This window comes from Streptomyces sp. NPDC005496 (assembly GCF_042872045.1).
Taxonomy (GTDB): domain Bacteria; phylum Actinomycetota; class Actinomycetes; order Streptomycetales; family Streptomycetaceae; genus Streptomyces.
This window is the reverse complement of the sequence record NZ_JBIAJQ010000008.1, coordinates 389,972-403,274: the sequence shown is the minus strand read 5'-3', so window position 1 is coordinate 403,274 and position 13,303 is coordinate 389,972. Positions and strand designations below refer to the sequence as shown.

General features: G+C 71.8%; 11 protein-coding genes and 1 pseudogene. 11 read left to right on the top strand and 1 reads right to left on the bottom strand.

From position 1 onward, the window contains the following. The first annotated feature begins 16 nt into the window (after positions 1–16). The 9 genes and pseudogenes from ACFYQQ_RS25930 to ACFYQQ_RS25890 all read left to right on the top strand — a co-directional run bounded on the left by ACFYQQ_RS25930 (position 17) and on the right by ACFYQQ_RS25890 (position 8,657). Positions 17–1,147: an FAD-dependent oxidoreductase gene (locus tag ACFYQQ_RS25930; RefSeq protein ID WP_356167709.1), complete on the top strand. Its 1,131-nt coding sequence runs from the start codon at positions 17–19 to the stop codon at positions 1,145–1,147. After that, complete coding sequence (locus ACFYQQ_RS25925) at positions 1,144–2,163, top strand: amidohydrolase family protein (protein ID WP_355787261.1); 1,020 nt, start codon at positions 1,144–1,146, stop codon at positions 2,161–2,163. Before ACFYQQ_RS25930 ends, ACFYQQ_RS25925 begins: the two co-directional genes overlap by 4 nt. Next, positions 2,160–3,098 carry a VOC family protein gene (locus ACFYQQ_RS25920; RefSeq protein ID WP_355787258.1) on the top strand — a complete coding sequence of 313 codons (939 nt, stop codon included), beginning with the start codon at positions 2,160–2,162 and terminating at the stop codon, positions 3,096–3,098. Before ACFYQQ_RS25925 ends, ACFYQQ_RS25920 begins: the two co-directional genes overlap by 4 nt. Before the next feature lie 91 nt (positions 3,099–3,189). Beyond that, positions 3,190–4,161, top strand: a complete 972-nt coding sequence (locus ACFYQQ_RS25915) for a fumarylacetoacetate hydrolase family protein (protein WP_388905252.1) — start codon at positions 3,190–3,192, stop codon at positions 4,159–4,161. After that, on the top strand, positions 4,158–4,916 hold the full coding sequence (locus ACFYQQ_RS25910; protein WP_356167717.1) for an SDR family oxidoreductase: 759 nt from the start codon (positions 4,158–4,160) through the stop codon (positions 4,914–4,916). Before ACFYQQ_RS25915 ends, ACFYQQ_RS25910 begins: the two co-directional genes overlap by 4 nt. Positions 4,917–5,020: 104 nt before the next feature. Continuing rightward, positions 5,021–5,776, top strand: a complete 756-nt coding sequence (locus ACFYQQ_RS25905) for a CoA transferase subunit A (RefSeq protein ID WP_355795374.1) — start codon at positions 5,021–5,023, stop codon at positions 5,774–5,776. Further along, positions 5,776–6,426: a CoA transferase subunit B gene (locus ACFYQQ_RS25900; RefSeq protein WP_388905250.1), complete on the top strand. Its 651-nt coding sequence runs from the start codon at positions 5,776–5,778 to the stop codon at positions 6,424–6,426. The genes ACFYQQ_RS25905 and ACFYQQ_RS25900 overlap by 1 nt, the downstream gene beginning before the upstream one ends. Positions 6,427–6,567: 141 nt before the next feature. Then, positions 6,568–7,583: pseudogene (denD, locus tag ACFYQQ_RS25895) on the top strand (D-erythronate dehydrogenase). Between the two features lie 231 nt (positions 7,584–7,814). Next, positions 7,815–8,657 carry a hypothetical protein gene (locus ACFYQQ_RS25890; protein ID WP_356167724.1) on the top strand — a complete coding sequence of 281 codons (843 nt, stop codon included), beginning with the start codon at positions 7,815–7,817 and terminating at the stop codon, positions 8,655–8,657. A gap of 241 nt (positions 8,658–8,898) precedes the next feature. Here ACFYQQ_RS25890 and ACFYQQ_RS25885 read toward each other — a convergent pair whose 3' ends face one another. Next, positions 8,899–10,131 carry a M48 family metallopeptidase gene (locus tag ACFYQQ_RS25885; RefSeq protein ID WP_355789489.1) on the bottom strand — a complete coding sequence of 411 codons (1,233 nt, stop codon included), beginning with the start codon at positions 10,129–10,131 and terminating at the stop codon, positions 8,899–8,901. 588 nt (positions 10,132–10,719) lie between these two features. Between ACFYQQ_RS25885 and ACFYQQ_RS25880 the strand changes: the two genes are divergently transcribed. Next, positions 10,720–11,889 carry a PP2C family protein-serine/threonine phosphatase gene (locus tag ACFYQQ_RS25880; protein ID WP_355789494.1) on the top strand — a complete coding sequence of 390 codons (1,170 nt, stop codon included), beginning with the start codon at positions 10,720–10,722 and terminating at the stop codon, positions 11,887–11,889. 265 nt (positions 11,890–12,154) lie between these two features. Further along, complete coding sequence (locus tag ACFYQQ_RS25875) at positions 12,155–13,246, top strand: glutamate--cysteine ligase (protein ID WP_356167726.1); 1,092 nt, start codon at positions 12,155–12,157, stop codon at positions 13,244–13,246. Positions 13,247–13,303: the final 57 nt, after the last annotated feature.

The following is a 13,303-nucleotide window of genomic DNA, read 5'->3' as shown; positions in this document are numbered from 1 at the left end:
AACAAGGGAGTTCCCCATGACCCAACCCCGCACGGTCCTCGTCGTCGGCGGCGGCGCGGCCGGCAACGCCATCACGATCCTGCTGCGCCGCGCCGGGATCGCGGTCGACCTGGTCGAGGCCAGGGGCGACTGGAACGCCACCGCCGGCTCGGGCATCACCCTCCAGGGCAACGCCCTGCGCGTGCTGCGCGAACTCGGTGTGTGGGACCGGATCGAGGCATCCGGCTTCGGCTTCGGCTCGGTCGGCATCACCACCCCCGACGGCACCGTCCTGCACACCCAGAACGACCTGCGCACCGGTGGCGACGACCTGCCCGCCACGGTCGGCATGCAGCGGCCGCAGCTCCAGCAAATCCTCATCGACACCGTGCGCGCCTGCGGCGCCACGATCCGGCTCGGCACCAGCGCGCACATCCTCGACCAGGACGCCGACGGCGTCCTGGTACGCCTCGGCGACGGCACGGAGCGCCGCTACGACCTCGTCGTCGCCGCCGACGGCCTCGGCTCCGCCACCCGGGCCGCGATCGGCATCACGGCCAAGCCCGAGCCGACCGGCATGGCCATCTGGCGCGTCGCGGCCCCGCGCCCCGCGGGCGTCGTCCGCACCGACCTCGCCTACGGCGGACCGGCGTACATCGCCGGCTACTGCCCCACCAGCGAGAGCACCCTGTACGCGTACGTCGTCGAGGCCAACCGCGACCGCGCCTCGATACCCGCCGACTCCTACGCCGACGAGATGCGCCGCCTGACCCGCCACTACGGCGGCTTCTGGCCCGAGATCACCGCGCACATCACGGACCCGGCGAAGGTCAACTACACCTGGTTCGACCGCATGCTGGTGGAGGGATCCTGGCACCGCGGCCGGGTCGTCCTCGTCGGCGACGCCGCCCACTGCTGCCCGCCCACCCTCGCGCAGGGCGCCGCCCTGTCACTGGAGGACGCCTGGGTCCTCGCCCAGCTCCTCACCGGGTCCGACACCTGGGACGAGGCGCTCTTCCAGGCGTACTACGAGCGGCGGATCACCCGCGTGCGACCGGTCGTCGAAGCGTCCGTGCAGATCGGGCAGTGGCAGCTCGACGGGGTACGCGACGCCGACGTGCCCGGACTCATGGCCCGCACCATGACCATGCTCAGGGACCTGCCGTGACCGGCCCCACCGTGGACGTGCACGCCCACATCCTGCTGCCCGGACTCGACGCGCTCGTGGCCGGCCTGCCCGGCCACGCCGAGGCCCGCGAACTCGACGCGCGCCGCAACGGCCCCGCCTCCCTCGCCGTCAGCGGGCCCATGGTCCGCGCCCGCGTTCCGCGGATGACCGACGTCACCGTGCGCCTCGCGGCGATGGACGCACAGGGCGTGGACGTCCAGCTGATCAGCCCGTCGCCCTCGCACTACCACTACTGGGCCGACGAGGAGACCGCCGAGAAGGTGTACCGGCTGGCCAACGAGGCCGTGGCCGCGCACTGTTCGGCAGCGCCCGACCGGCTGCGGGGACTGGGACTCGTCCCCCTCCAGCATCCCGGCACGGCGGTGCGTGCCCTCGACCACGCCCTGGCGCAAGGACTGTCCGGCGTGGAGATCTCCAGCCACGCCCCCGGCCGCGAACTCTCCGATCCCGCCTACGAACCCTTCTGGACCCGCGCCGAGGAGACCGGGGCGATCGTCTTCCTGCACCCCTTCGGCTGCACCCTCGACGAGCGCCTCGACCAGTGGTACCTCTCCAACACGGTCGGCCAGCCCACCGAGAACGCCGTAGCCCTCTCGCACCTCGTCTTCTCCGGCGTCCTCGACCGCCACCCCGGGCTCAAGGTGATCGCCGCGCACGGCGGCGGCTACCTCCCCACCCACATCGGCCGCTCCGACCACGCCTGGCACGCCCGCGCCGACGCGAGCGCCGGCTGCGCCCACCCGCCCAGCAGCTACCTCCGGCGGCTGTACTTCGACTCACTCGTCCACGACCCCGGCGTCCTGCGGGAGTTGATCCGCGTCGCCGGCCCGGACCGGGTGCTCCTCGGTTCGGACTTCCCCTTCGACATGGGCACCGACGACCCGGTGGGCGTCCTGCGCGCCGCCCGGCTGTCCGAGGCCGATCTCGACGCCGTACGCGGCCGCAACGCCGCCGCCCTGCTGAACCTCACCCCCGCCACGGGAGGAACCCCATGAGCGCCCGTCTCCTCACCCATCTCCGGCACGTCGACCTGGCCGTGCCCGACTACGACAAGCAGCTCGACTTCTACTCCGGGGTCTGGGGCCTGACCAAGGTCGCCGAGGACTCCGGCCTCTCCTTCCTCGCCGCGGAGGGCTCCCCCGAGCAGTACGTCGTGCGGCTGCGCCGGGCGGACGAGAAGCGCCTGGACCTCGTGTCGTACGGCGCCGCGAACGCGGCGGACGTCGACACACTCGCCGAGCAACTCCTCTCCCAGGGAGTGCGGTTGATCTCGCGGCCGGGGAAGGTCGACACCCCCGGGGGCGGCTACGGCTTCCGCTTCTTCGACGTCGACGGCCGCACCATCGAGGTCTCCTCCGACGTCGGGGTCCGCCGGCACCGGAAGATCGAGGAGAAGGAGGCGATCCCGGTCAAGCTGTCCCACGTCGTCCTCAACTCCCCCGACCTGAACCGCACCCGCGAGTGGTACGAGCGCCACCTCGGCTTCGCCCTCTCCGACACCCTCAGCTCACCGCACATGGGCGAGGTCATGCACTTCATGCGGATCAGCAACCAGCACCACTCCATGGCGATCGCCCAGGGCCCGCACACCGCCCTGCACCACGTCTCCTTCGAGATGCGCGGCATCGACGAGTACATGCGCGGCTCGGGCCGGGTGCTCCGCGCGGGCCACCGCAAGATCTGGGGACCCGGCCGGCACATGGCCGGCGACAACACCTTCACGTACTTCCTCGACCCGCACGGCAACACCGTCGAGTACACCACCGAGTTGGAGTGCCTGGACGAGGACACCTGGCACCCCCACGTCTACGACTTCTCCCGGCCCGAGGTCACCGACCAGTGGGGCACCGCCAACCCCATGAACGAACTCATCGCCAAGGAGTCCTTCAACGACCCCGACCGCGGCGTGTTCGTCGCCCCGCCCGTCTGATCCCCCACCGGTCACCCGGGGGGCACGGAGGCGACGCACACCCCGCGCCCTCTCCGTCCCCGGCCGACACCTCCTCCCCCAGGAGCCACCCATGCGTTTCGCCGCATACGAACACCACCACCGCACCCGGGTGGCCGTCGTGGAGGACGACGACACCCTCTTCCCGCTGCCGGGCGTCTCCTCCCTGTCCACGCTGCTCACGCAGACCGCGGGCCTGCCCGGACTGCTCGCCGCGGGCCGGGAGGCGCTCGACGTCCCCCCGGGCCCGCACGTCTCCCAGGTACGGCTGCTGCCCCCGCTCCAGCCCACGTCCGTACGGGACTTCGTCACCTTCGAGGAGCACGTCGAAGGGGTACGCCGTGCTGTCGACGGTGTCGCGGGCGTCCCCGAGCAGTGGTACGCGGCACCCACCTTCTACTTCACCAACGCGCACGCGATCCACGGCCCCGAAGACGACGTCCCCATGCCTCCGGGGTCGAGCGTCCTGGACTTCGAGCTGGAGGTGGGCGCCGTGATCGGCCGGGAGGGGCGCGACCTGACTCCCGAACGGGCCCGCGACCACATCGTCGGATACACCGTGTTCAACGACTGGTCCGCGCGCGATCTGCAGTCGGCCGAGATGAAGGTGGGCCTCGGCCCCTGCAAGGGCAAGGACACCGCCACCACCCTCGGTCCGTACCTGGTCACCGCCGACGAACTCGAGCCCTTCCGGGACCCCGACGGCTTCCTGCGGCTGGCTCTGACGGCCTCGGTCAACGGCGAGGTCGTGGGCGAGGACCTGCTCTCCAACATGAGCTGGACCTTCGAGGAGATGACCGCCTACGCCTCCCGCGGGACCCGCGTGCTGCCGGGTGACGTCCTCGGCTCGGGCACCTGCGGCAACGGCGGATGCCTCGCCGAACTGTGGGGACGGCACGGCACGCAGGACCCGCCGCCGCTGAAGCCCGGCGACACGGTGAGCCTCACCGTCGAGGCAATCGGCACCCTGACCAGCACGGTGGTGCCTGGCCCCGACCCGGTACCGCTGCCGGCCGGCCGCCGCCGCCCGCGGGAACGGCCGTGACCGGCCCCTGCCGCAAACGGCTCCTGGGCAAGGTCGTCGTGGTGACGGGCGCCGCCCGCGGACAGGGGGCGGCCGAGGCGGACGCGCTCACCCGCGAGGGCGCCCGCGTCATCGCCACCGACGTCGCGGAGGCACCTGGCTGCCGGCGGCTCGACGTCACCAGCGAGCGGCAATGGGCGGAGCTGGCGGCCGAGTTGACGGACACCTACGGGCAGGTGCACGGCCTGGTGAACAACGCGGGCATCACCTGGCGGGCGCGTCTCGGGGACGTCCGGGCCGAGGACTTCGAGCGGGTCCACTCCGTCAACGTCACCGGTCCCCTGCTCGGCATCCAGCGGATCGGCCCTCTGATGCCGCCGGGCTCCTCGATCGTCAACGTCGGCTCCTCCGCCGCGCTCACCGCCCACTACCCGGTCGCCTACACCGCCAGCAAATGGGGCCTGCGCGGCCTCTCGCGGACGGCGGCGCTCGAACTGGGGCCGCGCGGCATCCGCGTCAACATCGTCCATCCCGGCTACATCGAGACCGAGATGACCGCCTCGGCCGCACCCGCGTTCCGCGAGGCGAACCTCCGTGAGACCCCGCTCGGGCGCACGGGCACGGTGGACGACATCGTCCCGCTCGTGGTCTTCCTGCTGTCGGACGAGTCGGCGTTCCTCACCGGCACCGAGATCCCCGTGGACGGCGGACTGACCGCCCACGGAGGAGTCAAGTCCGTGTCCGACGCCCTGCTCGCCCAGCAGGCGGACCGATGAACCGGGCCGCGGGCATCGAGGCCCCGGCCACCGGCGCCCGTCACGCCGACGGCGCCGGCCCCGCCGTCGTACCCGCCCACCGCCGCCCGAAAGGGAAGCCCACCGTGAACAAGGTCCGCGACAGCGCCGCCGAGGCGATCGCCGACATACCCGACGGCGCCTCACTCGCCGTCGGAGGCTTCGGCCTCTCCGGCGTCCCCGCCGTCCTCATCGACGCACTGCACGCCCAGGGGGCGACCGGCTTGCATGTCGTCTCCAACAACTGCGGCGTGGACGGCCGCGGCCTCGGCGTCCTGCTCGCCGCCGGCCGCATCACCCGGGTCACCGGCTCCTACGTCGGCGAGAACAAGGAATTCGCCCGGCAGTACCTCAGCGGCGAACTGGAGGTCGAACTGACTCCACAGGGCACCCTCGCCGAACGGCTGCGCGCGGGCGGCGCGGGCATCCCCGCCTTCTACACCCCCGCAGGCGTGGGCACACAGGTCGCGACGGGCGGACTCCCCTGGCGGTACGCCCACGACGGGACGGTGGCCGTCGCCTCCCCACCGAGGGAGACCCGGGAGTTCGCGGGCCGCGCGTACGTCCTGGAGCACGGCATCACCACCGACTTCGCCCTCGTACGCGCCTGGCGGGGCGACCGGCACGGAAACCTCCGCTTCCGCCGTGCCGCCGCCAACTTCAACCCCCTGGCCGCCATGGCCGGGCGGATCACCGTCGCGGAGGTCGAGGAGCTCGTCGAACCCGGCGCCCTCGCCCCCGACGAGGTCCATCTCCCCGGCGTCTACGTCCAGAGAGTCGTCGCGCTCACCGCCGGACAGGCCGCCGACAAGCCCATCGAGAAGAGGACGGTAAGCGACTGATGGCCTGGACCCGCGACCAGATGGCCGCCCGCGCCGCCGCCGAACTCCGCGACGGCTCCTACGTGAACCTCGGCATCGGCCTGCCCACGCTCATCCCGGGGCACCTCCCGGCCGACGTCCACGTCGTGCTGCACTCGGAGAACGGCATCCTGGGCACCGGCCCCTACCCGCGCGAGGAACAGGTCGACCCCGACCTGATCAACGCGGGCAAGGAGACGGTCACCGTCCTGCCGGGAGCCTCCTTCTTCGACTCCGCGCTGTCCTTCGGCATGATCCGCGGCGGTCACATCGACACCGCCGTCCTCGGAGCGATGCAGGTGTCCTCCCGCGGCGACCTCGCCAACTGGATGATCCCCGGCAAGATGGTGAAGGGCATGGGCGGGGCCATGGACCTGGTCCACGGGGCCCGCCGGGTCATCGTGCTGATGGAGCACACCGCCAGGGACGGCAGCCCCAAGCTGCTCTCGGAGTGCACGCTGCCGCTCACCGGCGAACGATGCGTCCACCGCGTCATCACCGACCTCGCCGTCCTCGACGTCACCGCCGGCGGCCTCGCCCTCGTCGAGACCGCCCCCGGGGTCACCGTGGAGGACATCACGGCCCGCACCGCCGCTCCCGTACTCCTGGACAGCTTCACCGCCGCATGCTGAACGCGCCTGCGGGCGGTGACCATGCAGGAAGTCGGCTCCTCGTCCAGGTGCCGGCGGCCCCCGGGTGCCTGCCGGAGCCGGCGGCGGGGTATCACTCCGACGCGCACGGTGCGCGGACGGCCGCTTCCGAGGAGACGTCACGTGAGGATCCTGATCACCGGCGCGTACGGGTTTCTGGGGCGTCTGCTCGTCGAGAAGCTGCTGCGGGAGCGCTCGTTCGACGGCGAACCGATCACCCGGCTGGTCCTCGCTGACCGCGTCGTGCTCGCCGACTCCCGCAGACGGCGGACCCCCTCGTGGAACTGGCCCACGGCGAGCTGACCGACCGCCTCGCCGAGGTGTTCGCCCGGCCGGTCGACGTGGTGTTCCACCTCGCCGCCGCGGTGTCGGCCGAGTGCGAGCGGGACTTCGACCTCGGCATGCGGATGAACGTGGACACTACGCGCGCCCTGCTCGACGCCGCCCGGGCCCAGTCGGAGTCCGGCGGACCCACGGCACGTGTGGTGTTCGCCGGCAGCCTCGCCGTCTACGGCTCGCAGCCGGGGCTGCCCCTTCCGCCCGTGGTCAGCGAGGCGACCGTGCCCCTGCCGCAGACGAGTTACGGAACGCAGAAGCTCATCTGCGAGCATCTCGTGGCCGATTACACGCGCCGGGGCTTCGTCGACGGACGCGTGGTCCGTCTGATGACCGTCGCGGTGCGACCGGGCAAGCCGAACGCGGCGGCCTCGGGCTTCCTGTCCGCCATCATCCGCGAACCACTCGCGCGACTGCCCACCGTGTGCCCGGTGGACCCCGGTCTGCGGGTGGCACTGGCCTCGCCGCGACGCACGATCCGCGGCATCGTCCGCGTCGCCGAGGCCCGGCGCGGCACCGGTCCCGGCCACCTCGAAGGCCGGCTTCCGGTCAATCTCCCCGCCCTCACCGTCTCCGTCGCCGACATGCTCGCCACACTGCGGGAAGTCGCCGGCACCGCCGCGGACCTGGTGACCGTCGCCCCCGACCCGGCCATCGAGGCGATCGTCGGCTCCTGGCCCGCCGCCGTCGACAGCACACGCGCCGCGGCCCTCGGCCAGGACCCCGACCCGAGCTTCCTGTCCCTCGTACAGGACTACCTCGACGACCACCCCGAGGCGATCGTCCGCCCGTCGGACGGATGAGCCCGGGACCACTTGTGGCCGGCGTGCCGCTGGGGACGCGGTGCGGGCTACCCGGCGGCACCCCTGCGACCGTCAGCGTCCGCACCCCGGCGTGGCCGCCGTGCGACGAAGACCCACTCCCAACCGGGTTGCGCTGCGTCCCTTTTGTGCCGCGGATTGGACCGTGGTGCCGGCGCGGCTAGAGTCCCCATCTCACCACGTACACAGGGAACACACAGGGGGCGGGGACATATGAGGCACCTCAGGACCGCGGCGTGGGCGGGCATCACCGTCGTCGCGCTCGCCGCGACCACCGCGTGCGGCGCGGAAGCGGCGAAGACGACCGCCGACGCCGTCAGCCACGCCGACACCATCATGGCCGCGTTGACCCGCGCCTCGGAGAAGGCGTCGGGACTCGGTTCGGCCGAGGTGGAGTCGACCACCACGATCACGGCGGGCAGCGGTAAGCCCATCTCGATGAACGGCACTTACTCCTGGGGGGACGGCGCCGCGCTCGACGTGGAGATGGACACCGCCAACGCCCAGATGCAGTCGCTCCAGGACGACCCGACGCTCACCATGAAGATGGTCGACGGGGCGTACTACTACGAGATCGACCCGCAGCCATCGGGACCGCTCAAGGGCAAGCACTGGATGCGGATCGACGTGTCCGCCGTGGTCGGCGACTCCACCGCGGACGCCATCGCGGACAACGCCGACCCCACGACGGGCCTGCGGTACATCGGTGCCTCGAAGAACGTGAAGGACCTCGGCGAGGAGACGATCCGCGGCAAGAAGGCCACCCACTACCGGGGCACGGTCGGAGCGGAGCAGATCAACGCGTCCAAGCTGCCGGACAGGGAGAAGCGGGCCGCCATCAAGTCCCTCGCATCCACCGGCAAGATGGTCCTCGACATCTGGGTCGACGACAAGGACCTGCCCGTGCGCATGGAGCAGCACGGCGGCGGCATGGACGTCACCATGGACTACCTGAAGTTCGGTGCGACCAAGCCGGTCACGGCCCCGCCGGCCTCGGACACCGGTGACCTCACCGAGCAGGTCGAGAAGGTCCGCGAGCAGTCGCTCGACCAGTAGGACGGCGAAGCGTACGAGTGTGGCCCGGCCGTCGGAACGGCCGGGCCATACTCTTGTGAACTCCCTGGCGGCGGCGTGCCCGAGGCCCACACCAGCACTGGCACTGGCACCGGCACCGGCACCGGCACCGGCGTACTCATGCGTCGGCCGTTCCGGCGAGTTCACCTCGCTGGGCGCAGCCAGGGCCAATCCCCTTGCATCCGGGGCGTGTTCACCACGCCCCGGGAGAGGGGTCCCGCCGTCAGCCCGCGAAGTCGCGGATGACCTGCTGGGCCACCCGCTTCCTGGCGGCGGCGAGTTCCGTGGCGATCGCGGCCGACGTGTCGTCGTCGAGAGTCATCAGCGCGGGCCTCGGTTCGCCCTCGCTGACGCACTGGCGGCGCGCGTGTGTGGGCGGGTGCGTCGAGTCGACGCTGTGGCCGCGCAGCGCGCTGACCCGGCGCAGTCGTTCGTACTCGCGCTCCGGCACCGACCCGACATGGGCGGCGAGCCGTTCCCACAGGCCGTCCCACGCGTCCCGGCGTGACCGCCCGCCGATGCCCGTCTGGGCGAGCACCGACTCCCTGCGCAGCTCGATGTCGACGGCGTCGGTGACGAGGAGCAGGTCGAGGAGCTCCACCGCGGTCTCGCTGGAGGCGATCCGGGCGGCGGCCCGGTCGGCGAGGTACTCCGCACGCTGCGAGGTGCGCATGGTCAGGCCGTCGAGCAGTGCCAGCAGTCCTCGGGCCGCCCAACGCGGCGGGGCCAGCAGGAGGTTGGCGAAGCGTTCGAGGAACGTCGGTGACGGCTCGGGCGCCAGCATGTAGCACCACAGCGCGAGGGACCGCAGCGCGCTGCCGACGTTCTTGGCGCGGCGCAGGTCCCCGTTGGCGTAGTGGCCGAGTTCATGTCCCAGCAGCGCCAGGCGTTGCGGCGGGCTCAGGATCTCCCACAGCCCCAGACCCAGGTACAGCACCCGCCGCTGTCTGATTCCCACGAGCGTGACGCTCGCGTTGGCGTCCGGACCGATCACCACGGCGTGGACTCCGGTGGTGCCGACGGCCGCCGCGACCTCGTCGATCAGCGCGAACAGCCGCGGCGCGTCCGCCCGTTGCAGGACCGGTTCGTTGTCGGGCAGCGACGCGAAGCGGGGTCGCAGGACGACGGCGAGGACGATCAGCACCGCTCCGACGAGCGGCTGGACCACGGTGCTCCAGCCCAGGACGACGAGCAGCACTCCGGCGACGGCGAGCGCGAAGGTGATGCCGTTCACGACCGTCGAGATCGCCAGCGCGAGAGCGCCGGGAAGGTCGCGCCCGGGCTCCTCAGCTTCACCCCGGCTCATCTCGTCGAGCAGTTGCCGCCCGTGCCGTTCGGCCAGGCGTCGACGCCGGGCCTCGATCCTCCCCGCGGGCGGTTCCGGAGCGCCGGGGTCGACATTCCAGCCACACTCGGCACACCATGCGCCGAAGCGCGGATTCACCGGTACGTCCACGCCGCACTCCGGACACGCCTGTGTCCGCTCCGCAGCGATCTGCGATCCCATTTCCCTGTCCCCACCCTGGTCACACATCGGATGCCGCCCGCGTCCCACCGTGGATGCGGACGGGAGGGGCGACTTGCAGGCGCAGCGTAAGGGATGCCGGGCGGGCCCTCGTCACTGCCCCGAATCGGACCGTTACCCGCCGTTTTCAGCCAACGCTCGGCGCCGTACACCGGCGATCGCACGGTGTCGCGGCGAACCATGCCCGAGGCCGGCCTGGTCGCCGGTCGGGCAGGAAGGGTTCACGTACGCGGGTCGCGAGTGGGCTTCGAACAGGGGCCTGTCGGTGCGGTGCGTCCCTTCTGGTCCGGACATCCGGGAGCGTGCCCGTTCCCCCTCTGGAGGGGGTTCCGCGACGCGAACACGGCATCGCACGGTCGCAGGGATGTTCGCCCGCGGTGTGCGGATATTCTCCCGTCCGGACCCCTGGCCAGCAGGCTTGCCTCTCGGAACGGACGTCGTCACCGCGCCGGATGACAGGAGTCAGGTGAGGTCGGCGCGACTCGGGGAAGAAGGGGCGACATGGGACAGGAGGTCGCTGTGGACGGTGCGGATCTGGAACTGGGTGAACTACTGGCGGCTGCGGAAGCGGCGCCGCCCGGAGAGTCCGTCGGCGTGGTCGCACACGACCTGCGCAAACGCTTCGGAGCGGAGCGTGTGTCGTTCCTGTTCGCCGACCTGCTGGGACAGCGGCTGGTGCGCCTCACGTCGCCCACCGACAGTGCCATGGCGGACGGCGCGGAGCAGGTCGAACTGCGGGACAGCGTCTACGACGAGGTCCTGCGCAGTCAGCGCCAGCACGTGGAACCCGACGGCCAGGGCGGACGGCGGGTGATCTCGCCCGTCACCAACCGCGGCGACTGCATCGGCTTGCTGGAGGTGACGCTGCAGTACGCGGACGACACCGTCCTCGCCCAGATCAGCGAGGCCGCCCACGCGCTGGCGTACATCATCGTGACGGACCGCCGCTTCACGGACCTGTACCACGCGGGCCAGCGCACCACCCGGACCAGCCTGGCGGCCGAGATCCAGCACCAGTTGCTCCCCTCGGCCTCCTGCTGTGAGTCCCCTCAGTTCACTCTCGCCGCGGGTCTGGTCCCGGCCGACGACATCGGCGGCGACACCTACGACTACACCCTGGACAGCGGAACCCTGCATCTGTCCATCACCGACGCCATGGGGCACGACACCAACTCCGCGCTGCTGGCTACGCTGTTGGTGGGTGCGCTGCGCGGTGCCCGCCGGACCGGATGCGACGCACTCCAGCAGGCCCATCGCGCCCATGAGGCCCTGCTGACCCACAGCCGCGGCCTGGCAACCGGCCAACTGCTGTGCGTCAGCCTGGAGACGGGCACCTGTGAGCTGGTCAACGCGGGGCATCCCTGGCCCATCCGGCTGCGGGAGGGAGCGGCCGAGGCCGAGGAGGTCAGGCTCGCCGTGAACCTGCCGTTCGGGGTGGCCGCCCCGACCTCCTACCAGCTCCAGCAGCTGGACCTGGAGCCCGGTGACCGCCTCGTCCTGCTCACGGACGGCATGCAGGAGCGCGGCGCCGGAGCCGTCGACCTGCCCGCTCTCGTACGCGACACCCGCGCCTGCCATCCCCGGGAGGCCGTCCGCGCCCTGACCGGCGCCGTGCTGGAGGCCTGCCGCGGCAACCTGAAGGACGACGCCACGGTCCTGATACTGGACTGGCACGGCCCACGGACCTGACGTAGGTGCCGGGACGCTCCGTAGCGGGCGGTCACTGCCCGACATCACAGCCGACGCCCTTCGCGACCCGCCCGGCGAGTCGTAGGCGAGGCCCGGCCGGCCGACGCGTTTCACCCATCTGACCATGTCTGGTTTGTACCGATAAGTTCTGCGGCACTCGGTCAGTGCGGGTTAGTGCGCCCGTCGCCGCGGGTGACCGCCGACGGCGGGTGCCCGAAAGTGGCTCACCGGCCTGGCCGGCCGCGAGCGGAACAGAGGGCGGTCGATGACGACGATCGGCGTGGAAGAGGAATACCTGCTGGTGGACCCCGCCACGGGCCTCCCCGTACCGCTGGCGGAGAAGGTGCGGATGGCGGCCGGACTGGGGCAGCTCACCGGCGACCAGGAAGTACAGCCCGAGCTGCTGCAGGCGCAGGTCGAGGTCGCCTCCCCGGTGTGCGACAGCCTTCAGGAGGTCGGCGGACATCTGCTGCGTCTGCGGCATGCCCTGGGAGCCGCAGCCGAGACGCACGGCTGCGCCATCGCGGCCTGTGGGACACCGCCCCGGCACGACGAGGAACCCGTGCCCGTCACCGACCAGGCCCGGTACCGGACCATGCTCGCCCAGGCTCCGCAACTGGTGGCGGAGCAACTGGTCAACGGCATGCACATCCACTGCGCGGTGCCTTCCCGGGACGCCGGCGTGCAGGTGCTGAACCGGCTGCGCCTGTGGCTGCCGACGCTCACGGCGATGTCGGCGAACTCTCCGCTGTGGAACGGCCACGACACCGGTTTCGCCAGCTGGCGCACCGTGATCTTCAACCGCTGGCCGGTGGGCGGCGTTCCCCCGCACTTCCAGGACGCCGCGGACTACGACCGACGTGTGCAGCGGCTGCTCGACTGCGGGCTGATCGCGGACACCGGTCAGCTGTACTGGCAGGCCCGCCTGTCGGAGCGGTTCCCCACGATCGAGGTGCGGTGCTGCGACGTACAGCTGCACGTGGACGAGGCGGTGATGTTCACCGGGATCGTCCGGGCGCTGGTGGACACCGCTCTCGCGGAGGCGGCGACGGGGGCGTCCGCCCCGGAGTGCGCGCCCGAACTGCTTCACGGCGCCATGTGGCACGCGGCCCGGCACGGCCTGAGCGACACCCTGATCGACCCGGAGGGCCGTCGGAGCCGCGCCGGCGACGTCCTGTGCCGGCTTCTGCAGTACGTGTCACCGGCGCTCGACGCGTCCGGCGACACCCGGGACGTGGCGGGCCTGGTCCACAGGCTCCTGCGTGAGGGCACCGGCGCGGACCGGCAGCGCGCCGCGCTGGCGCAGGGCGGTCTCCGCGGCGTCGCCGAGCTGATCACCGGCGAGAGCACCCCCTGAGACGGCTCTCCCCCGTGCCCGGACAACCGCCGCAAGCTCCGATCAGGGAACCGGGAC

What these genes read in the sequence shown, in the direction of transcription:
- ACFYQQ_RS25875 (WP_356167726.1), top strand. Translation starts at nt 12,155, where the DNA reads ATGACGACGATCGGCGTGGAAGAGGAATACCTGCTGGTGGACCCCGCC.
- ACFYQQ_RS25900 (WP_388905250.1), top strand. Translation starts at nt 5,776, where the DNA reads ATGGCCTGGACCCGCGACCAGATGGCCGCCCGCGCCGCCGCCGAACTC.
- ACFYQQ_RS25920 (WP_355787258.1), top strand. Translation starts at nt 2,160, where the DNA reads ATGAGCGCCCGTCTCCTCACCCATCTCCGGCACGTCGACCTGGCCGTG.
- ACFYQQ_RS25930 (WP_356167709.1), top strand. Translation starts at nt 17, where the DNA reads ATGACCCAACCCCGCACGGTCCTCGTCGTCGGCGGCGGCGCGGCCGGC.
- ACFYQQ_RS25915 (WP_388905252.1), top strand. Translation starts at nt 3,190, where the DNA reads ATGCGTTTCGCCGCATACGAACACCACCACCGCACCCGGGTGGCCGTC.
- ACFYQQ_RS25890 (WP_356167724.1), top strand. Translation starts at nt 7,815, where the DNA reads ATGAGGCACCTCAGGACCGCGGCGTGGGCGGGCATCACCGTCGTCGCG.